19 protein-coding genes and 1 pseudogene are annotated in these 22,199 nt (G+C 38.2%); 14 read left to right on the top strand and 6 right to left on the bottom strand.

Annotation, left to right across the window (positions count from 1 at the left end; translation table 11 throughout):
• Window positions 1-101: 101 nt before the first annotated feature.
• Together EDF66_RS02805 and EDF66_RS02800 are read right to left on the bottom strand one after the other, a co-directional pair.
• Window positions 102-773: a DUF6624 domain-containing protein gene (locus EDF66_RS02805; protein WP_132840401.1), complete on the bottom strand. Its 672-nt coding sequence runs from the start codon at window positions 771-773 to the stop codon at window positions 102-104.
• Between the two features lie 141 nt (window positions 774-914).
• Window positions 915-1,526: a hypothetical protein gene (locus EDF66_RS02800; protein ID WP_132840399.1), complete on the bottom strand. Its 612-nt coding sequence runs from the start codon at window positions 1,524-1,526 to the stop codon at window positions 915-917.
• 210 nt (window positions 1,527-1,736) lie between these two features.
• Between EDF66_RS02800 and EDF66_RS02795 the strand changes: the two genes are divergently transcribed.
• Together EDF66_RS02795 and EDF66_RS02790 are read left to right on the top strand one after the other, a co-directional pair.
• Entirely contained in the window at window positions 1,737-2,213 is a 477-nt protein-coding gene (locus EDF66_RS02795; protein WP_021191123.1) for a hypothetical protein, read from the top strand.
• Between the two features lie 274 nt (window positions 2,214-2,487).
• Window positions 2,488-3,183 (top strand): hypothetical protein, encoded by a 696-nt coding sequence (locus EDF66_RS02790; protein ID WP_132840398.1) that lies wholly within the window; start codon window positions 2,488-2,490, stop codon window positions 3,181-3,183.
• Between the two features lie 504 nt (window positions 3,184-3,687).
• On the opposite strand, the gene EDF66_RS02785 is transcribed toward EDF66_RS02790, so the two are convergent.
• Complete coding sequence (locus EDF66_RS02785) at window positions 3,688-4,233, bottom strand: hypothetical protein (protein WP_132840397.1); 546 nt, start codon at window positions 4,231-4,233, stop codon at window positions 3,688-3,690.
• A gap of 254 nt (window positions 4,234-4,487) precedes the next feature.
• Between EDF66_RS02785 and EDF66_RS26550 the strand changes: the two are divergent.
• Window positions 4,488-4,715, top strand: a pseudogene (locus EDF66_RS26550) (phosphoethanolamine transferase domain-containing protein); the annotation flags it as partial.
• 270 nt (window positions 4,716-4,985) lie between these two features.
• On the opposite strand, the gene EDF66_RS02775 reads toward EDF66_RS26550, so the two are convergent.
• Window positions 4,986-5,195, bottom strand: coding sequence for a hypothetical protein (locus EDF66_RS02775; protein ID WP_132767608.1), 210 nt, complete (start codon window positions 5,193-5,195; stop codon window positions 4,986-4,988).
• Window positions 5,196-5,428: 233 nt separating this feature from the next.
• On the opposite strand from EDF66_RS02775, the gene EDF66_RS02770 reads away from it, so the two are divergent.
• From EDF66_RS02770 to EDF66_RS02720, 11 genes are all read left to right on the top strand, one after another.
• Window positions 5,429-6,466: a sensor histidine kinase gene (locus EDF66_RS02770; RefSeq protein ID WP_132840395.1), complete on the top strand. Its 1,038-nt coding sequence runs from the start codon at window positions 5,429-5,431 to the stop codon at window positions 6,464-6,466.
• Window positions 6,463-7,224: a LytR/AlgR family response regulator transcription factor gene (locus EDF66_RS02765; RefSeq protein ID WP_132767611.1), complete on the top strand. Its 762-nt coding sequence runs from the start codon at window positions 6,463-6,465 to the stop codon at window positions 7,222-7,224. Before EDF66_RS02770 ends, EDF66_RS02765 begins: the two co-directional genes overlap by 4 nt.
• Window positions 7,225-7,398: 174 nt before the next feature.
• Window positions 7,399-8,433, top strand: a complete 1,035-nt coding sequence (locus tag EDF66_RS02760) for a hypothetical protein (protein WP_132840394.1) — start codon at window positions 7,399-7,401, stop codon at window positions 8,431-8,433.
• 154 nt (window positions 8,434-8,587) lie between these two features.
• Window positions 8,588-9,205, top strand: a complete 618-nt coding sequence (locus EDF66_RS02755; protein ID WP_132840393.1) for an RNA polymerase sigma factor — start codon at window positions 8,588-8,590, stop codon at window positions 9,203-9,205.
• 65 nt (window positions 9,206-9,270) lie between these two features.
• Complete coding sequence (locus tag EDF66_RS02750) at window positions 9,271-10,245, top strand: FecR family protein (RefSeq protein ID WP_132840391.1); 975 nt, start codon at window positions 9,271-9,273, stop codon at window positions 10,243-10,245.
• Between the two features lie 127 nt (window positions 10,246-10,372).
• On the top strand, window positions 10,373-14,020 hold the full coding sequence (locus tag EDF66_RS02745) for a SusC/RagA family TonB-linked outer membrane protein (protein ID WP_243655975.1): 3,648 nt from the start codon (window positions 10,373-10,375) through the stop codon (window positions 14,018-14,020).
• Window positions 14,021-14,033: 13 nt separating this feature from the next.
• Window positions 14,034-15,686 carry a SusD/RagB family nutrient-binding outer membrane lipoprotein gene (locus EDF66_RS02740; RefSeq protein WP_132840390.1) on the top strand — a complete coding sequence of 551 codons (1,653 nt, stop codon included), beginning with the start codon at window positions 14,034-14,036 and terminating at the stop codon, window positions 15,684-15,686.
• Window positions 15,687-15,716: 30 nt separating this feature from the next.
• Entirely contained in the window at window positions 15,717-16,913 is a 1,197-nt protein-coding gene (locus EDF66_RS02735) for a purple acid phosphatase family protein (protein ID WP_165902339.1), read from the top strand.
• A gap of 1 nt (window position 16,914) precedes the next feature.
• Window positions 16,915-17,775 (top strand): glycerophosphodiester phosphodiesterase family protein, encoded by an 861-nt coding sequence (locus EDF66_RS02730; protein WP_132840387.1) that lies wholly within the window; start codon window positions 16,915-16,917, stop codon window positions 17,773-17,775.
• A gap of 159 nt (window positions 17,776-17,934) precedes the next feature.
• Complete coding sequence (locus EDF66_RS02725; protein ID WP_132840386.1) at window positions 17,935-19,473, top strand: SulP family inorganic anion transporter; 1,539 nt, start codon at window positions 17,935-17,937, stop codon at window positions 19,471-19,473.
• 70 nt (window positions 19,474-19,543) lie between these two features.
• On the top strand, window positions 19,544-20,014 hold the full coding sequence (locus EDF66_RS02720; RefSeq protein ID WP_132840384.1) for a DinB family protein: 471 nt from the start codon (window positions 19,544-19,546) through the stop codon (window positions 20,012-20,014).
• 52 nt (window positions 20,015-20,066) lie between these two features.
• Here the strand turns inward: EDF66_RS02720 and EDF66_RS02715 are convergent, their stop codons facing one another.
• Both EDF66_RS02715 and EDF66_RS02710 read right to left on the bottom strand, forming a co-directional pair.
• Complete coding sequence (locus EDF66_RS02715; protein WP_207898407.1) at window positions 20,067-21,026, bottom strand: helix-turn-helix transcriptional regulator; 960 nt, start codon at window positions 21,024-21,026, stop codon at window positions 20,067-20,069.
• 168 nt (window positions 21,027-21,194) lie between these two features.
• Window positions 21,195-22,193, bottom strand: a complete 999-nt coding sequence (locus EDF66_RS02710) for an ATP-grasp domain-containing protein (protein WP_132840382.1) — start codon at window positions 22,191-22,193, stop codon at window positions 21,195-21,197.
• Between the last annotated feature and the right edge of the window lie 6 nt (window positions 22,194-22,199).

Here is a 22,199-nt window from a genome sequence, read left to right as displayed (position 1 = left end):
ATAAAAGCCACTTCTTTATAAAGAAGTGGCTTTTGTGTGCTCAACTGAACTTAATCTTATTAGGAAAAATGCAGTTCTTCATGAACGTGAGGATTTCGGGGTTACTGTTTCATTTTTTTTATAGCTTCTTTTATCTCAGGTAAATCCGTATTGTACTTTTCTATATTCCATCCAGGTACATATTCTACCATGGGTGGAAGTCCCATAGCAGCTCTTCTTTTGTCAAGATTATTAATGTCCATAATTGGATAAATAAAATTTTTCTTAGTCTTTTTGTCGGTAAATCCCTGACTTCCGTACGGCTGTTCTTGGCCTTTTCGGACGGCAATTCTATCTTTTAAGATGGCCAAATTACTAGAAAGGGTTTTACCGTTCTTTTCAGCCTCCTCGACTATTGGTAGATACTTTTCCTGAATAGTTAAATTTGCATGCTGAATAACTAAAAATAGACCTTGACTGGCAAACATACCGATGTCCTGTGGTCCCATCCAGCCATCATGGTCAAGTATTTTTGTAACTGTTATCAGATTGAGCGAATCGGCAATTCGAATATTATTGGATGCAATGGCTAATTCATTTTTATCAGCACCATTTCTAGCAAGTTGTATATACTGTTTTCGATATTCTTGATCTTTAAAGAAGATCGAATCCAATTCCAATGCTACCTCTTTTTTGAATTTGGTGCTGTCAATGTTAAATGAAGTCACCTGTGCATATGAATTTGAAAACCCTAAAATGTAACTTGCTAAAAGTAATATTATTTTTTTGTCCATATATATGTTTATTTTAATTGATCAAAGGAGCTTTTTACATTTATGTTGGGAAGGTGATCGTTTCAATTTATGCATTGCTGTCAAAAATGATATTTTTATTTATGATTTTTATGCCATAGGTCAATAGTTCGCAGTACTGATTTAGGATTCAATCTGAAGTGCAAGTATTGTTTTTCCATTATTTGATCTGTAGACTAAAATGCTGGAAAGAACTAAATCTGCTATATCATGCCCCCATATTCCGTATTTACCATCTGTTTCATTTCGATTGTACATGGTCGTTCTTTTCTCTAATGGAACCGTTTTCACCGTAGCACTATTTTCTTCTTCCTCATAGAGGATGTAATATTGTTTACTGATTGCATGTAATAACTGTTCTCTGGTAAAACCCTTTTCTGATGTTATCGTGAACTTATATTCCTTGTTTAAGGGATAGTCTATAAGTATTTCTACTGAAGAGTTGTTCAGTACAATTTCATCTTTATTATGAAGATTGGCCATGTCAGCATCGGGTTTTTCTAACTGTATCCAAGGAATGAAACCATCTTCATAATCATTTACATTATCTGTTTTTACTTGAAAATTAATCGTGTAAATCAGCTCTCCAAGTGTTGAATAGTCTTTGTTTAATGATAACTGTTCTTTTTTCTCTATGATTTCTGCTGGATCTTTAGAGTTAATTGCATGATGTCCATGACAACTAAAGAATATAACAAGTGAAATAATATAGAGCAGGTTCTTATAGTTAAACATGTTACTTGATATATAATAGGTATTATAAGCTATATAAATATAGCAATTGATTTCTTTAAAAATCACAAGACCATGAAATTAAGTTTGTAATTGTAGGGGAGTGAAAAATAGCAGCTTGTCAATGGTTGTATCTCAAGTTAAGGCGTTAACTTCAACGATTTCTCTTGAACAATATGGTGTTTTTAATTGTTAATACTCTAAAGTATAATTATGGAAGAAGATAAATTAAATATGGACACCCGTATTATCGCTTATGATAAGCATTATGGGTTTGTTGAAAATCCCAATGATTTCAACTTTGAATATAATCCCCATCGTCTCATTGTCAAAAATTATGCTTTGAGAAAGAATGATAGAAAAGCGTATGAGAGTTATCTGACCACTTTTTTTCCGGAACTGGCTGCGATCGAACTAAAGAATTTTGATACAGAAGTTAATTATATCAGACAGTTTGACAATGAGGAGCTTGCTGCCTGGTTGGCTAGCAATGATATCCAAGTCGTAGAATCTGATATTAGTTGTTCAGATCCTGATGCAATCTTCAAAATGGTTTATGTTCCAGAGTCTGAAAGCCCCACTTCATATGTTGTTAAGGAGGAGGATTTTATACTGAATAGAATATTGCCGGGAGACCTTATTAAAGAACCGAATAAAACATGGATCAACATTAAAAAACCTAAATTCTAATTTAGGTTCGTGATTACTTTATCATTTCTAATAAGAATATATTTGGACGGTAGGTGCGGAACCTAATTTTCAAATATATTCTTTAGTATATCAGGTTGGTTTAGGGTGTTTTATTCTCTTTCTTTTAGATAAACACTAAATTGGTTTCTTTATTTTCAATACCACAATTGATAAATCTGTTGCAACTTCAGCCTAGCATTCCATGGTTGAAATAAGTCTTCTTTGGGAAATAGTATTATTATTACATTTGCGACTAATTATCTATTATTAATTTATGAAAAAAATAATGTTCTTCCTCTCATTATTTGCAGGGATGATAACGACGCACCAAGTTAGAGCTCAAGAATTGAAAGATTATGTGATCACGATGAAAGGGGATACGATTTATGGTGAAATTGGTTCAGTAAAAAGCAATAATGTCAAAATGCTTGTTGACAGTGAAAAGAAAACTTATTATCCGCCACAGCTTTACCGTATCTATAATCATAAAAAAGAGAAGCATTATGCAACTTCATTCATTGAAGTGGGGATTGAGAAAATTAGAGATTCTGACCCAAAAATGTATGTCATCAAGGAAAAGGTTAAATTGAAAAAGAAACCGCTCTTTACGGAAATACTGCATGATGGTGATATTATAGTTTATAACTTTAGAAAACAAAGTGGTGGCGGTATGATAATGGGTGCTAACGGTAAGATGATGAATGGTTTTTCAACATCAAGTAATTATTATTACGCATTGAAACGTTCCACTGGTGAAATTGCAGAATTGAAAATTTCAGGTTTACTTATAGGTAAGATGTCGAAGAAAAATCGTTATCTTAATTTAGCAAAAATGATTGCTGATGAACCAAAACTTGCTGCAAAACTTGAAAATGAAGAAAAGCTGCACTATGATTTATTCTCCAATTATATTAGAGAATATAATGCGATAAAAAAAGCGAATGATGTATATCCTATAATGATATTTTAATTTTAAATACATAAAGAGTACTTCCGGGGCTCTTTATGACAATATGATTTCTTCAGAAAGAAAGTGCAATCCCAGGATTGCACTTTCTTTGGTAAAACCCCCGATATAGTGCGGGGTTTATTGTGTTTAAATGATGTTCATGTTTTTTAGTGCAAGTAATACAAGCGCTATAACCGCCCAAATGATTCCCCAATATTGCACAGGAATGAACCACATCTCGTGGCGCGCATTCTTATTCATTATTATACCAAGAATAAACAGTATCGGTGTCGAAGCAAGTAGACTGTATAGGAAAAGTTGCAGACTTGAATTTCCATTGGTTCCAAAAAAATAAATACCAACCAATATTGCACATACAGGAATAAGAAGGGCAATAAACCCCCAGCCTTTATAAATCATTTTGATAGATTTTGAATATTAATAGAGATTCTGAAGTTTGTAACTTCTGTTGGATTTCTTTTGTAATATGATGCCCTACATTAATTATAGTTGAATTGACTGAACTTAATCCCACTTTACATTCAGGTTATTTTCGGTTGCAAATTCTTTTCCAAGCGCTGTTAGTGACATGAGACGCCTTTCAAACTCAACGTTGTATTTTTTCTCAATTGATGTTATAATTTCATCTTTTTGTTGCTGGGGAGCTTTCGTGTCGCATAATTTTGCATAGGTTGTATACTCATTTTTATATACCGGTAATACAAATTCATAAAGAGCAATAGCTTGTTTTTTGATTTCTTCTCTATCATCAGTATTAGTTGATAGTGCATTTAGATCCTTAAGGACTTTTTCCAAGTAAAGAATTTTATTCTGAACAACAATTGATGCCTCATCTCCTTTCTTTTTACTTGAGGGGATGTCAGGGTACTCAATCGTATTGTCATTAAGCTGTTTTGCTAATCTGGGCGTTCCAAAATCTGATATGGTATTGGTATTTAAAATCGCTACACCAAAGAATTTATCTGGAGTTTCAGAACAGGATTGTAGGACAGAAAATATCAGAAAGAGTGTACAAAGTTTGGTAAATAGTGATTTAAAGGAGTTCTTCATGTAATTGTTTTTTTGTAATAAAATTATCTGTTTTAATAATAGATTTCCCCTAAGAAATCAAAAATTGAGCCATCTAATTCCATAATTTCCTATGGTTAGGATATACTGCTCATATTAAGTGTTTTTAATTTGTGATATAATTCGTTCAATTATAACTGGAAATAAATATATTATTCAAAGTTGTAGTACTTTAAGTGATCTTAAGCGGAATTATTTAAAATTATTTTGACGCTTAATCCTCTTGTTTTTATCTCACCTGTTATCTATCGCGTCATGTCGGAAAATCTTTATTGGTATTGTTCTTTAAGACTGCTTCCATTGGGTGTTTACTTTGTGGATACTTATGGCGTATATTCGATAAAACGATGATTGGCAATATACTCAATACTAACTATAGTGAATCAAGAAGTTTCTTTCTAATGAAGCTGCAATTTTATATACCTTTTTGGATATTGGATGTGACTATGACAAAATTATGTTGACCGGAATTAAAGAAAAGATTTTGGCCAGTAAAAAACAAGTACACGCATGGGGTTTCAATAAGTATTATGCCCAAGGAAGAGTACGAAATACCTTTATCGTTTGCGTATCGGATGGTTCAAAACATGTGAAGCTCAATAATATGCTATCTCGAACCATGTGTTCTTTATTGTTCTGAGTTTTTTAGGAGTATAAAATTTAAATTATGATGACAGTATGATTGTTTTTAAGTGATTATGAACCTTAAGTGTAGTTGATTTCAAGGAAACCATTTAATTTAAGATCTCACAAGTATAGCCCAATTCTTGAAGGCAGGTGATGATGCAGTGGTTTTTAATTTCTACATTCTCGATCCGTAAGATATTGTCGCAGTCATCAAGATCGAAGTTAATATTATAATCAGGATTTTCTTTGGAAAGAATGACAGCTAGAAGTTTTGCTTCTTTTTTGTTTGTTACATTTGTTTTAAATATCTGTACCATAATTATTGCATATTTTGATAACCAAATATAAAATATTACGTTCTTTTTTTGATGTGAAAAAATGCAGAAACGGACAAATTGAGGGTTGAAACGTTGACGGTTCACGGCCAAATATGAGCGCCTCGCATAAATAATTGATTTATCGCACAGATATAATTGTATTTTTGAACTAAGCAAAAGTGAGAAGAAAGTAATCAAATTTTAATAAATCTAAAAGCTAAAAAAAAGTTCAAATGTCATTATATCGGTTACCTCTAAAAGGTCTTATTCGTCTAAATATAATCATCAGTATCTTAATTGCTACACTGATCATGATTTTTTTGGTGGCCGTTAAACATGATACCACCGACATTTTATACCGATTTATTCAAGGGATTGTTTTTACTTTCTCCGTTAGCTTTGGTAATCTTTTGTTGATTAGAACTTTACTTTTCAGAAATAAAAAACAGATCAAATTTGGACGGGCCTTATTTTATATGTCGAGCTATCTTTGGACTATCATATCGTGGAACTTAGTCATAGGTCTCTATTTTTTGTTAACTGGGAATGGCTGGGAGAGTGCCGGTGGAGAATTGCGGGCTTACGTAATGGCTTATCTCGCTATTTTTCTTTTTAACACGATTGTTCTTTTGATTCAAAACCTGTTTATCTTTCAGTACCAAAGTTCATTGGATGCGATCGAGAAATTGCAATTACAAGCCAATGTTAGTGAAGCGACTAATCTACTATTAAGACAGCAGATACAACCTCATTTTTTATTCAATGCATTGGCTACTGTTAAATCATTGTATAAGGAAGATACTAAAGTAGGAGAAACATACCTGGTGCATTTAGCAACTTTTCTACGTTCTTCTATTACAAACCCAAAAGCGCAACTGGCCTTTGTGGCAGATGAAATTGCATTTAGTCTCAGCTATCTGCATATGCAAAAAATAAGGTTTGGAACTTCTTTAATTTATGAGATCAATATTTCGGACCAGATCCGCAAATCTTTATACTTACCTTATTTTTCATTACAGCCCTTAATCGAAAATGCTTTAAAGCATAACGATTTTACAGAAGATAGTCCAATTATGATCCGAATTTTTACTTCTGATGGTTTTGTTATTGTTTCTAATAATATGCAAGCACATGGACAAAGGGAGCCATCAACAGGAAATGGCCTGTTCAACATTAAAGAACGGTACCGATTACTAGGTGATGAACAAGGGATGAAGATAACTGCAGATGGGAAATTTTTCAATGTACATTTAAAATTGTTGCAGCCATGAAGATCGTTATTATAGAAGATGAAAGAATTACAGCTAAGGATCTGGAACAGACATTAATAGAAATTGATCCGGATATAGAGATCGTGGCGGTGATCAGATCTGTAAAGGAAGGCCTTACGTATTTTAGTCACCAACCCGACCCCGCGTTGATATTCAGCGATATCCGCTTGGGGGATGGATTGAGTTTTGAAATTTTGAAACAGGTTAAAGTCCCTGTTATATTTTGCACGGCCTATGACGAGTATGCGCTGCATGCCTTTCAGGTAAATGGTATCGGCTATGTGCTGAAGCCGTTTACTGAAGAGTCTGTAGCTGCTGCATTGACCAAATACAATGAACTGACCCGAGCAAATGAAACCGAAATCGGTCGGCAGTATGAAAAAATGAAGGATATATTTGAGACCGTGAGACCAAAAATTTCATCCTTGCTCATCCACTATAAAGATACAGTCATACCAATCCGGATTTCTGATATCGCGTTGTTTTGTCTTAAAAATGAAGTGCTGACGCTTTATACTTTTGATCATAAAAGATATTATCCGAATATGAGTCTCGATGAATTAGAGGAATTACTTGGAGATCTATTTTTCCGTGCAAATAGGCAATACCTGATCGCCAGATCGGCTATAGTGCATGCTTCCAGTTTGTTGTCTCGCAAAATGTCGATTCATGTCTCGATCAAGCATGATGATATTATCACCATAAGCAGGGAAAAATCACCTCAATTTTTAAAATGGCTGCAGGCTAGTCCTGTATAATTATAGATAGGAATTTAGAAACTGATTTGGCAAGAAAATTCATCTTCACTTTTGATTGCCTTAATACTTAATTTGAACGCTTCACCTGCAAACTACTCCTGTTTTTTTTAGCCTTGGAATATCTTCGCATCGGTAAACTTAGTTTAAAGTGACCGATTTCTAAGCAAAAAAAAAATGATGTTCAAAATTTCTTTATCCCTTCTGGTTTCGTTTCTATTTCTGACAGATCTTTTCGCTCAGGATATACGAAGTACGGACCAAGCAACTCTATCAGATTCTCTAAAAGGAATTGCTATGGCAGAGCATGCCGCATTAATGTATCCAAAATTACGCCAGTTTACCATCACCCATGAAGAAAATGCATTTGGCCAAATTACCTCTGCTATGCATGGAAATAGGATTTTTGAAGGTAAATTTCGAACCTCCCGAACATATATCAATATGAATGTCCCGATTATGCAACGTGCCAATGATAATTTGATAGGGAGCTTGGGTGTTATCCATCAATTTTATGATTTGCATGATGTTAGAAATTATGATGCAGCACATGTGGTATATGATCAAAGAACTTATATCCCGATGATGTCTGCTGCGCTGACCTATATGCATAAAGATTCACTTTTTGGCAGACCGGTCAATTATATGGCCCATTTAAGTGGAATATTTGATCCTTCGATGTCTAGGGCACAACTTACATTCACAGGAATGGCGAATTTTGTTTTACGCCAAACAGCCAATTCGAGGTTGACGGCAGGTGCTGTTCTGGTTTTAGATCCCGCAAGTCCTGTTCCTTTCTTTTTGATGCTGAATTATTTTAGAAGATTTGAAAATTTAAATATGGATTTGATGATTGATCTTCCATATCGATTAGCTTTGCGAAAAGCAGTGAAAGAGCGTACTTCCTTTACCTTCTTTAATGAACTGCAGGGCAGTAATTCTTTCTTTAAATTTTCTGACCAACAAACGACATTGACCAATGACTATACGTTTTCAAATCTAGAAATAAAATCCGGATTGATGGCAGAATATCGCTTGACTAAAAAAGCTGTTGCCAGTCTGAGTACCGGTGTTAACTATGCGGTCAACTCCAGGATAAGGGAGGGAAGTGCTAAGCCTAACGATTATTTCATCAAAAACAAACATCAAGCAGTACCTTTTGTGCAGGTTGGTATCTCTTTGCTTCCTTTCTGGAAAGGCTTACGTTTGTAAATATTGTGGACTGTTCATTCTGATCAGGCTTAATCTTATATGGGAATAAGTCTTGAGTTATTTACACTATCCTGAGGCTATTCCCATAAGCGTATCGTAAGGTTGATGGTAAATTAATATTGGCGTAATATCTTCGAGCTATCTTTGTCAGGTCATGTCTACCCAAAACAAGAAGGAAATCTTTTATTTGTCTCGATTTAAAAATGGAGATCCGCGAGCGTTTACCTATTTTTTTGATTCTTACTGGGAAGAGTTATATACAGTAGCTTACCGGCATTTGCAGGATGAAGCGATTTCAAAAGATATTGTTCAGGAAGTATTTATTCAGATTTGGGAAAAACGCCACCTGCTTAAGGAGGATTACGAATCGTTAAAACCTTATTTTTTTAAGGCAATAAAGAATAGGATCTTAAATCATTATGCAACAGAGAAAGTACGCGAAAACATCATGGAAAAGATGTTGTACCGGATGGATAAGTTTACAGCCTTGAGCGATAATACACATGCGCAATACCAGGAACTAGAAAATATAGTAGATCGCTCTGTAGCCAGGTTACCCAAAACCATGCAGGCTGTATATCTTTTGAGAAATGATAATTACTCCATTCAACAGATTGCTCAAAAACTGAGTATTGCAGAGCAGACGGTCAAAAATCATCTGTATGAAGCAAAGAAAATATTGAAGCAAGATCTGACGCAACGATTCGCCGACCATGATGATATTTTACTCGTTTTAGCGAGCACCTATCTATTTCATAATTTCTTAACCTAAAGAAAACAGTTTCTTAAAGTATTTTGAACCTCTTCACCTGTAGTAAGTAAAACAACAGCACACAAGTGAATTTAGAAGAGTTTAAAAATATAATACAGCGTTACCTGGCAGATAAACTATCTGATGAGGAAAAAAAGAACGTCGATAGCTGGTATGATGAGGTGTCTTCTGGTACAATAGATCCTTTTACAGATGAACAGCATAAAACCAAAGTAAAGGAAGCGATATTCGCGGCATTTCCTCCTGCCATTCAAGCAACTAAAAAACAGGCGCGCGTGGTACGGCTCCGCTGGATTTCTATTGCAGCTTCAGTTTTGATATTCGGTGTTTCAGGTTTGCTACTCTATCAAAGGTCGCAGCCTTTCCGTCAAGATACCACGGCGGCTTCAATTGTGTTCACACAGATTTCGACGCGCCCAGGTGAACAAATGGAGTTACAACTTCCAGATCATTCCACCATAATGCTAAATGGAAATACTCAGGTTCGCTATCATGAACAGGAGTATCTGCAAAGCCGAAAAATTTATCTGGATCAAGGAGAAGCCTTTTTTAATGTGCAGCGCGATACACTACATCCGTTTTCTATCGAAACGGGAGCATTGACCATTGCTGTGCTCGGTACTTCTTTTAATGTCAATAATTCCGAGCAATCAAAAAATATTACCATTGCTGTTAAAACGGGACGTGTGCGTGTCGGGAGCAAGATAAATCCATCATTACACGTGCTTACAGCAGGAAAAAGTTTACAATATGAAAAAAATCTGGGGAGCTGTAAACTGTTTGATACTAATGCTGATCATGCCGATATCTGGACACGTGGAGGTATTTTAATGTCTGGCGCTAATTTTCAGGAATTGCAGGAACTTATTTACAACCGTTATGGCTTGATCTTACGCAGTGACAGCTTGTATACAGATCGTTTTAGCTATTCACTGCTTTTACCGCAGGTAAAATCGGTCGATCAGCTTCTTCATATGATCTGTCATATTCACCAAATTAATTTTAGGAGGGAAGGAAATGAAATAATACTACATCACTAAACTTAAAACAGTTAAAGTTGGGAAACGGGGGGAGTTTCTCAATAGAAAAGTGCTCATCTGGCAAACCGCAAAATCGACCAGTGAGCACCCTTAATTCATGTTAAATGATAAACATTAATGCAAATATATGTATAAAATTACGAAGCTCAGCACATTGGCTGCTGCATTAGCTTTCAGCTCATTTGTATTTATCTCTGAAGTTACAGCAACTTCAATTCATGCCCATAGCAGGCAAGTTAAATCAGAAGGAATCAATATCCATCTAAAAGCAGGTAATGCTTCGCAGGCGCTCATGCTTCTATCGCAGCAAACTGGTCTCGGTATCGGTTATGACAAGCAAGTTTTACAATTGGAGAAAGTCCTGGTAAAAGAGCGCACTTTTCAAAATGCAAGCTTTGAAGAAGTATTGCGCTATATTCTGAGAAATACCAATATCCAGTCAAAAAAGGTAAACGGTGCTGTTGTTTTGGTGACCGAAGAAGTGCAGCAGACCTTTAATTTGCGTCTGCATGTCAGCGATAATGCACTCAAGCCAATTGCTGGAGCATCTATTAAAATTAGATCTAACGGTCAAAGTGTGCTGACCAATGCTAAGGGAGATACTCAATTGAAAGTTCCGGCGGGTACTTATAACATCTTGGTTAGCCATATTTCTTATGGAACCAAGGAAATAAGTGCGCTAAAGATAGATGCCAATTCTACTGGGGTACAGTCTGTCATTTTAGAAGAAAATAAAAATGAACTGGGAGAAGTGGTCGTCACAGCTCTGGGAATCAAACGGCAGGACCGTTCACTTGGGTATGCTGTAGGTACAGTGAAGGGGGAAGATCTGAATCGGGTGAACAATGATAATTTTATGATTGCGATGGCAGGAAAGGTTCCGGGGGTTACGATCAGTGCCACGGGTCCTACAGGTTCCTCGGTGAGTATGGTGATTCGTGGTGCTTCATCTTTAAGTACCGATAATCAGCCTCTATTTGTCGTTGATGGGGTGCCGATCATGAATCAGCTTAACAATATCGGCCAGATTGGTGATGATAATAAGGTCGATTATGGCAATGCGATATCCAATATCAATCCAGAAGATATTGAAAATATTTCTGTTTTAAAAGGACCCAGTGCCGCGGCTCTGTATGGATCGCGAGCTGGTAATGGCGTTGTTTTGATCACAACCAAGAACGGTAAGAATGCGGAGAAAATGACGATAAACGTGACCAGCAATACCGTTTTCGATATTCCTTATCATTACATTGACTTGCATAACAAATTTGCAAGTGGTACCATGCCCTGGAAACCTGGAGATCTTGCCGGCGATCTGAAGATTGAAGAGGAATCCAGTTATATGGTGGGGCCTGCTTTGGATAAAGGGTATAAGGCCATCCAATGGAATAGTCCACGTGATGCCGATGGAAATCAGATCCCGACAGAACTAAAGTCTTACCCGAATAATATTAAAAATTTTGTACAGACTGGAATAACGAGTACCAATGGCATTTCGTTGGCTAATCGCAGTGAGCGACTCGATTATCGTTTTTCTTATTCTAATATGAACAATAGAGGTATTGTACCTAACGCCGATTTGTTTAGAAATACGTTAAATATTAATGCAACGATGCGTCTACGGCATAATCTTTCATTGGGAATGTCTCTGGATGCGAGTCGAAACAATTCAAATAATCGTCCGGCTACCAATCGCGGAACAAATCCTTTGCAGGCGGCATATGAAGTCGCACCTCACATCAATATCTTGGATCTGAAAGATTATTGGATGCCTGGACAGGAAGGGTTACAGCAACGCTCGCAGTCAATTGGAAATTTTAATAACCCTTATTTTTTAGCCTACGGTGTCAATAATGGTTTTGTGCGCGATCGTGTATTCGGAAATTTGCGCTTGGATTGGAACATTCGGAAGGATTGGAATATGATGGTGCGCTATGCGACAGATGTGTACTGGGAGAATCGGGAGACTAAAATACCCTATAGCTATACCAATGAACCACGAGGTGCCTATGGTATTGTCAATCTGATGAATATGGAACAGAATATTGATTTTCTGACTACTTATAATAAAAAGGTAGGCGACTTTCATGCAACAGGATCGCTTGGTGGTAATCTCCGTTATTCTAAATCAAATTCGGTACAAAATGCCTCTAAGAATGGTGCTGGCCTAACCACTCCCGGTTTGTACAGTCTTTCCAATATCAGTCCGCTGAACTTGGATTTTGCAAGTAGTCTTTCAGAGCGTGCTGTCAATAGCGTTTATGGGTTGATCAATCTTAGTTATCGGGATATGGTATACCTGGATTTGACAGGTCGAAATGATTGGTCAAGTACTTTACCCGCCGCCAATCGTTCTTACTTCTATCCGTCGGCATCCCTGAGCGTATTGGCCGACCGTGTTTTTACGTTGCCAACGGCTGTGAGTCTCTTCAAGTTGCGGGGTGGTATCGCCCGTGTAGGAAATGATACCGGAAGCTACAATTTGTTTAATGTGCTGAGTAATCCCGGAAGCTGGGGTGATGTGTTGCGTATCACACGTTCTGGAAAGCTTCTTTTACCCAATCTTAAGCCAGAACAGGCTACTTCTTACGAGGTTGGTACTGATCTCGGAATCTGGAAAAACAGATTAAAATTTGAAGGGACCTATTATACGCTAGACAATAAAAATCAGATCATTTCTACGACATTACCGAGCTCGAGCGGATTTAGTTCGAGGAATATTAATGCGGGACTACTGAGTAGTAAGGGAATAGAACTGGCATTGTCTGGACGTCCCATTGAAAAGGAAAACTGGACCTGGGATTTAGGTGCTAACTGGTCACGTAATCGCACACGTATCAATGAGCTCTCGGAAGGTGTTGAATTTCATACTTTCTGGACAGATGGTCGAGGTGGAGCACGTACCTATGTAGGGGAAGAGATAGGTGATCTGTACGACTCTAAACTCGTGACTGTTGAAGATCCATCATCTCCCTATAACGGTTATCCTATTTTAGATAAAAATGGTTCTTGGCAGGCTGTACGTATTAATAATAGCCGTAATAAGATCGGCAATTTTAATCCTGATTTCAGTATGGGTATCCAGTCCTCACTGCGTTATAAAAAATGGACAATGCACCTTGCCGCTGATCTGCGTTTTGGTGGTAAATTTATGTCTCAAACTTACCGATATTTTGAATCGAACCTGACTACACAACGATTTTTGGATCAGTTAATAAACCCTAAGGGATTAACAGGGGAGTCATTACGGAATTATTTGATTGAAAATGACCTGGTTCGTGTACAAGGCAATCGTTATCCTATTGTTGGAGGGCCAGGTGATGAATATGGGGGCTATCCTGTCAATGTGGGTGGAAATGTTGGAAACTTCGGCGTATTCAATCCAGGAGTTATTGCTGAATACGATGCTCAGGGTAATATCAAAGGATATAAGGAAAATCTCGGAGGTGAGGGGACAAAGTATATCGCTTATTCAGACAATTATCCTTGGGATTTTATGAATGCAGCCACATTTGACGCATCATTTATCAAATTAAGAGAACTGTCTTTCAGTTATGATTTGAAAGGAAAATGGCTTACCCGTATGGGTATCGATGGTGGAAGTGTAGGGGTCTATACGCGTAATTTACTTTTATGGACAAAGGCTAAGGTCGGAATTGATCCAGAAATGGCATTTCAATCTGAGGTCGGAGTCGGTTTTAAGCAGGGGATAGAGCGTTACAACGTGACTCCTTGGGCTATGCCTATCGGATTTAAAGTTAATATCACATTTTAATATATAGCCAACAATGAACAATTATTTTAAAATTATAAAAATAGCATTATTTGTATCCGCCATAAGTTTTTGCTTGTGGAGCTGTAAAGATCTCACGGAAATCAATATCAATCCCAATGGTGTTAGTGAGGAAGACGCAAATCCAAATTTACTTTTACCTACTATACTTGCTGGTGTAGGAAGTAAATATAATGATCTCAGTTTTACTGATCTAGGTGGTGTAGTTCAATACACCCAACTGGATGCCTGGTTTGATTCGCACAATGATTATGAGTGGACTGGGGGGATATTAAGTTGGGATGCTTATTATGGATTCTTACGCGATAATGAATTGATGCGTCGCCGGTCTGAAGAATTGGGGCTTGATTTTCATCATGGAGTTTCACTGGTCATGCGCGCTTATCTGTTTGGCTTGATCACAGATTTGTGGGGCGATGCCCCTTATACCGATGCGTTGAAAGCTGAACAGGGCGGAGTGCAGTACAACTTCCCAAAGTTTGATCGACAAGACGTGATCTACAAAGGAATAATTGAAGAACTGAAACAGGCAAATACCCTATTTTCAAAACCAAATGGCCGTTATGATGTTTTGGCAAGTGCAGATATCTATTTTGTGGGTAATGTCGCAAAATGGCGTCGTTTTGCGAACTCATTGGCGTTGCGTTACTACATGCGAATCGCTGAAAAAGAAAATACATTTGCTAAGCAAGGAATAGAAAATATGCTAGCTCATCCGGCTGATTTCCCCATAATTACATCTGCAGAAGATGAGGTTTTGATGAGTTTTATGGGAAATAATGCATCAGATTCTTGGCCTTCGAATACCGTTTATGATGCAAGTGGGAGTAATTTTCGCCGGATGAAAATGTGTGCAACACTTGTTGATCGCTTGCAAGCTCTTCATGATCCACGCATTGCAGTTTGGGCCAAAAAGGTGGAAATCCCGATTGAGGTTCGTACGACTGAACCAAGTGGAACTGATAAAATTGTGAACGGTGTACGCATTGTTTCGCCCGATGTGGTGAAAGGTATTGCGGTGGATGTGGATGCTCAATATGTAGGGTTACCACCCAGTGGTTCTAAAAATCCATCGGCTTATAATCTCAATCCGAGCCCTGGACAAACGTCGGTGAATCCGCATGTTTCTTACCTCAATGATAGCTATAAAGCAGCTAAGGGGGGAATACTGAAAGCTCGACTACTGTCGGCATCTGAAGTGAGTTTTATATTAGCTGAAGCGGCATGGAAGGGATGGGCATTGCCAGAGTCTGCAAAGGCCTATTATGAGCAGGGCGTACGCAATTCGCTCGCTACCTGGGGCAAAGAAGATGCGTATAACGTATATATCCAACAGCCTGGTGTCGCCTTTAATAACACCCAAGCACAGATTATGGAGCAGAAATGGATTTCTAACTGGTCAACAGCAACGCAGGCTTGGTTTGACTACAGAAGGACGGGCTATCCGCAATTGAAAGCTGGGCCTGCTGCGATTCGTTCTCAATTACCATTACGTATTCCATACATGCAGAATGAAATGAGTGTGAATCAAAAAAATGCAACAGAAGCATTGGCTAGAATTGAAAAAACGGCCTACTCACAAGCAGATAATGAAAATAGTGCATGGTCTAAATCTTGGTTGTTACAAGGAACGAACAGGCCATGGTAATTTTATATGTACACCATTAATATTGATGAAATGATTTTAAAGAATTTAATTTTATCCTTGAGTCTGTGCTGTGCCCTATATACAGGAACAGCACAAACGAACGATCGAGGCCTATATCCTGATCGTATCACGTTGACTTGGTCAGATCAACCATCAACGACACAATCTGTAAGTTGGCGGATAAATGGTTCTGAGACTAAAGCTGTGGGGCAGGTTGTAGAGGAGCATAGCAGCCCTGATCTAGAGAAATCTGCACAGACAGTATTAGGTGTAACGAGTCCATTGAAAATTGAAGGTCAGACTGCGGATAACTATGGACAGGTTTCGTTTCAAGGCCTAAAGCCTGGTACAATCTACACCTATCGCGTAGGAGATGGCACAAATTGGAGTGCGTGGAATCAGTTTCGTACGGCTGATGTAAAGGGTGATTTTTCATTTATTTACCTGGGCGATGCGCAGAATGATTTACGCTCGAAATGGTCCCGATCTATTAGAAAAGCTTTTCAACAGGAGCCTAATGCACGTTTTATTGTCCATGCTGGCGATTTGATAAACCGTTCAAACAACGATAGCGAATGGGGGGAATGGCATGAAGGAGCTGGATTTATCCATCAGATGATACCTGCTGTACCCACACCAGGCAATCACGAATACCGCAGAGACTCTATGGAGCAGCTGGTCTTAGATCCGCATTGGAAAAAGCATTTTAATCTTCCTAAAAATGGACCAAAGGGAATGCAAGATGCGGTCTATTATTTAGATTATCAAGATGTGCGCATGATCTCTTTAAATTCGCAATTGATCATGCTGGATTCTATTGCTGCTAAAAAACAGGAACAATGGTTAACAGAGGTTTTGGCATCTTCAAAAGCCAAATGGAATATTGTGGTGATGCACCATCCGGTTTATTCAACTGCAAAGAATAGAGACAATACCATTCTTCGAGAACGTTTTAGACCTATTTTTGAAAAATATGGCGTAGACTTGGTTTTGCAGGGACATGATCATACCTATGCACGAGGAACAGCTGGTAAAGTTCGTCCGGTATATCTCCTTTCTGTAGCAGGACCAAAGATGTATGGTTCCGATTCGGAACGTTGGATGGAAGTGTCAGGTGCGCAGACGCAGCTCTACCAAGTTATTCGGGTTACGGACAGTAAACTTATCTTTTCAAGTTATAAATTGAATGGACAATTATTTGACTCATTTGAACTAACTCACAAATAACATGATACATGTATTAACTATTTTTCGGGTTCTGTTAATCGTTTCAAGTGTTTTGTTTTCAGTTGCTTATGGTCAATCTGATCGGTTACTGACCAAGCTGTCGGAAAAAGAACAGCATATTGCTGCTCACCGTGGGGCACATAAGGAATTTCCTGAGAATTCAATCGCCTCCATTTTGGAGGCGATCAGGTTAGGAGTTTCTGTTGTTGAAATCGATATTCGCAGTACCAAAGATGGTGTGTTGATCTTGATGCATGATGCAACGGTAGATCGCACAACAACAGGTAAAGGAAAAGTGAGTCAGCTGACCTATGCTGAAATACAAACCTTGTATTTACGGGATACTCCAGCAGGTGCTGCCTCTAACTGTCATATTCCAACGCTTAAGGAAGTACTACGCTTATGTAGAGGTAAAATTATATTGGATATAGATTTTAAGGAAGAAAACGAAAAATATGTGGCAAAAACTTTTGAATTGATTGCTGCAGAAAATATGGAAGATGAAGTTTTGTTCTTTTTATACGATCACCGACTTATCGAAAAGTTTTATAAGCTCAATCCTCGTATCACTCTTTTTCCTCGTGCACGGAGTATGAAGGATCTGCATGAGATACTAAAATCCAAACGGACTTCCGTAATTCATATTGATGAGTCTTTCGATAATTATAATGAATTAGTAAAGCTTAAAGATCAGGGTGTTATTTTGTGGATGAATACGTTGGGCGATACAGATGAAAAAGCTCTTCATGAAGGAAGTACTGTTTACGAGATCTTCCTGAAAAAATACCCTTATGTTAGGATTATACAGACGGATAATCCATCTCTCTGGAAAAATATGCTTTCGGGAATGCATCGTCAGTAAAGATTTTCGTAGGATGCGATTTAACAGCTAATCATTTGCGCTACTATTTTTTGATTCAAATGCATCATGCTCTTGTTGCAGTTTCAATGCTAATGAAAAAGAATATAAAATACACAAGGATCTGCGGATGCTTGTGTATTTTTGCAAAAAATAAGTTCAATGAGCGCAATACTTCGATATTTAAATCCACATGGTAAAATAAACTATAGAGTAGAGATTTTGGCAGGATTGACTGTGGCGATGACCATGATTCCAGAATCATTGTCATTTGCTATACTAGCTGGTCTTTCTCCTTTGACGGGTCTCTATGCCGCGTTTATAATGGGCTTGGTCACGGCTATTTTGGGTGGGAGACCGGGAATGATTTCTGGCGGTGCAGGAGCAACTGTCGTCACACTCATAGCGTTGATCAGCATGCATGGTGTTGAATATTTGTTTGCTACTGTTGTACTGGCAGGTATTTTGCAGTTTATGGTAGGAGCTTTCAAATTTGGAAAGTTCGTCCGACTGATTCCGCAACCCGTGATGTATGGCTTTCTTAATGGTTTAGCTGTAATTATTTTTATGTCTCAGGTCGAGCAGTTTAAGACTGTAGATTCTTCAGGAGTAACACATTGGTTGTCGGGTGCTTCAGCCTATATTATGTTAGGGCTTACTTTATTTGCAGCATTAGTGGTCTATCTATTCCCTAAGATTTCTAAAGCGATTCCAGCATCATTAGTAGCCATATTGGCCACCTTCTTACTCGTGTATATTTTTAAGATCGATACCAAAACAGTGGGCGATATCGCTTCTGTTAAAGGAAACTTACCGGCATTTCATATTCCTTCTGTACCCTTTACTTGGGAGACACTAACTATTATCTTTCCATTTGCGCTGGTTATGGGCTCTGTGGGGATGATTGAGTCGCTTTTGACCCTATCAATGGTCGATGAACTGACAAATACGAAAGGAAACGCTAATAAAGAAGCTATGGCGCAGGGAACGGCGAATCTGGTAAATGGATTTTTTGGAGGGATGGGAGGCTGTGCTATGGTGGCACAAACGCTAGTTAATATTAATGCAGGGTCCCGTTCACGACTTTCCGGTATTATCGGTGCCCTCACAATATTGACGATCATCCTGATTGCTTCTCCTTTTATTGAACAGATACCGATGGCTGCTTTAGTGGGGGTAATGATGGTGGTGGCTATAGGAACTTTTCAATGGATTTCTTTCCGTATTATCACTAAGATGCCGAAGTCTGATGTAATCGTCGGTATGCTTGTCGCACTAATTACGATTGTGTTGCACAACTTGGCTTTAGCTGTACTGGTCGGTGTGGTAATTTCGGCACTTGTATTTGCTTGGGATAATGCAAAACGTATTCGAGCGCGAAAAACGATTGATGAAGCCGGAAATAAGGTGTATGAAATTTATGGTCCGCTATTTTTTGGGTCAGTAGCTGGATTTTTAGAGAAATTTGAAGTCAATGAAGACCCTGATCTTGTGATCGTTGATTTTAAGGAAAGTAAGATTACAGATATGAGCGCTATAGATGCCGTTAATAAACTTGGATATAAATATCAGAGTCAATCTAAAACACTTCGCTTACGCCATCTGAGCGAGGATTGTAAAGCCATCATGAGGAAAGCAAACAGTCCGGTAGAGATTGAGGCTTCTGAAAATGATCCGACTTATAAAATAATGCCAAAATAATTTTTTACTGCTGACAATAGGCTGTCACTATTGCTTGTAATTTTGATTTATCAATTAAAAATAAAGCGATATGAATACAGCAGCAGTTATTACCAAAGAAGAATTATTGAAACATTGGTTAGGTCATAGAAACCTGACTAGAAGAACGATCGAGAAGTTTCCTGAAGCAGAGCTTTTCACTTATGCTGTGCCGGGTATGCGTACATTTGGTGAATTGGCAAATGAACTGATATCGATTGCTGTTCCCGGTTTAACGGGCATAGTCAATAGACAGGTGGAAGCATATGCTGAAGCAAATAAGTATACAAGCAAGGCCGCCATTTTAGAAGTGTGGGATCAGCATACGGAAGAGCTTAAGCAATTATGGGCGCAACTTAAAGAAGAAAATTTTCACGAGACATTTAATTTGTTCGGTCAGTATGAATTTCCTGTCATTGAAAATATTTTATATTTTATCGATAATGAGATTCATCACCGAGCGCAAGGATATGTTTATCTGAGAAGTTTGGGCATTGAGCCTCCATTCTTTTGGGAGCGTTAATACCGCTAAAACTTAAGACCTCCAGGGAGCAAGCTGCTCTCTGGAGGTTTTTTTATGCCAGTCGTTCTGCCTGAGATTTCAGTAAGGACCTTACCGTGTCTTTTAAAGATTGGGGGCTAATAATGTCTGCACGGTCACCGAACATCATATACCAGCGTGCGAATCCCATGTCAGCATTTTTGACATCAAATACCATTTCGACCATACCATCATTCAGGCTTTCTTTTTTAAAACCAAAATATTTACGTTCCCAATGTAGATAATGCGCAAATTGTGGATCGACATGAAGTACTACGCGCGTAAAATTTGCTTCCTTTTCTCGTTCTGCGAGATATTGTTCAAGATCAGGATGTTGTTTAAATTGTAATTGATCCAATATTCTAATGTTAGAGATGCGATCTGTACGGAACTGTCTATAATCGTTTCTTACCAAACAGAAAGCATAGATGTACCAGTAATTACTTTCATGAAACACACCAATGGGTTCTATGTCACGTATGCTAGGTTCTTGCTGATAGGTAGCCTGATAGCTAATTTCCAATACATTTTTCTGGGCGATGCATTGAAATAGAGTCGTCAAAGTATTGGGAAGTGCTGAACTCAGCTGATTATGCGAAATAGATTTCATGACCACATGTTTATCAATAGTTTCCATCCAATCCTTATCGGAACTCCGTATAATCGCCTTCAGCTTATAGATGGCCGAAGAGAAATGATCTTTCATTTCCTTATCGATAAATTTAAACACCAGCTTCTCAGCGGCTACAAAACTCGTGATTTCTGCTTTTGTGAACATCATTGGAGGAATTTTATAACCCTCAACCAGTTCGTAACCTAATCCTGCTTCACCAATGATTGGAATGCCTGCCGCAGTCAGGCTTCTAACGTCACGGTAGATGGTCCGTAAACTGACTTCAAAACGGCTTGCTAGTTCTTGTGCTTTGACCGTTTTTTTGGATTGAAGTTGAATTAATATTGCTAGTATGCGATCAAATCGATTGAGCTGTTCCACTGTGATGTTTTCTTCTGAATGCTATTAAATATGGGTTTAAGATATAGAATAATTTTTGAAGACAACGATTGAAAGAGATAAATTTATTCGAACGTTTTGGTACACATCCTATTGAAAAAACAAGGCATCACGTGTGATGCGTTTTTTCAATAGGAATGCTGTGCTACCTTATTTTTTGATTGTTGTTTCTTCCAGATCCTTGATGATAGCAGTAGCATAATCTTCACCATTAAGTTCTGATGCCTGTAGCAGTGCGCCAGGACTAAAAACGTTGATTTCCATTATTTTGTCACCGATAATATCCAGTCCTACGAAATACATCCCGTCCTGCATCAGTTTGTCGGCCACTTTCTGTACCATTTGCAGTAGTGCGGGGCTGATCTCAGCAACTTGGGCTTTGGCTCCCTGGTGGATATTGCTCCTCAATTCTCCCGCTGATTGTACTCTGTGCACACTAGCGTATTTTCCATTAACGAGCAGTGGTTTCCCATTGAGTAGGAAAAAACGGATATCGCCATATTGTGCATCGGGCAAATATTCCTGAGCGATTAAATAACCGTCGCGGCAGATCACCTCAACAATCTGTTTGAGGTTTTTACTTTCCTGCTCATTGACAAGAAAGACATTTTTTCCCCCCGAACCCTTTAAAGGTTTCAGGATGATTTTATTGTTTTGCTCTTCAAAAAACCGCTTCACGTCATCGTAATTTCGCGTCACGATCGTGTGGGGACGGATTTCTTCGGGAAAGTTTTCGAGGTAAAGTTTATTTTCCGCATCAACGAGAGCACGTGGATTATTAAGTACGCGTACACCAAGATTTTGTGCGAGCTGAGCAAACTGTAATCCCATAGATGCTGCCCAAGGCCTATTGATCATGTCAAGAACGGGGTCAAATCGCAGCCAAATAATATCTAGCTCCCGTAACGATATTTTTTCCTTGGCGGTAGACCGTAATTTATCAATCAATTGATCGGTATCTGCTATACCATCGATCTGATGTACTGCACGGGCATGAGCGGCTATTTTATCCTGATCCAGGTAAACAAAATCAGCAAGACCGATGTAATAGACGGAGTGGCCACGTAGGAGCGCTTTGTAGGCTAACAATGTTGTTGTGAAACTGGCCTTTTCTTTGTGTGTCTGATTGATGATGAATGCGATTTTCATATAGGA

It is taken from the genome of Sphingobacterium sp. JUb20 (assembly GCF_004342035.1).
GTDB lineage: Bacteria > Bacteroidota > Bacteroidia > Sphingobacteriales > Sphingobacteriaceae > Sphingobacterium > Sphingobacterium anhuiense.
The sequence above is the reverse complement of the archived record's forward strand: the minus strand, read 5'-3'. Positions and strand labels throughout refer to the sequence as shown.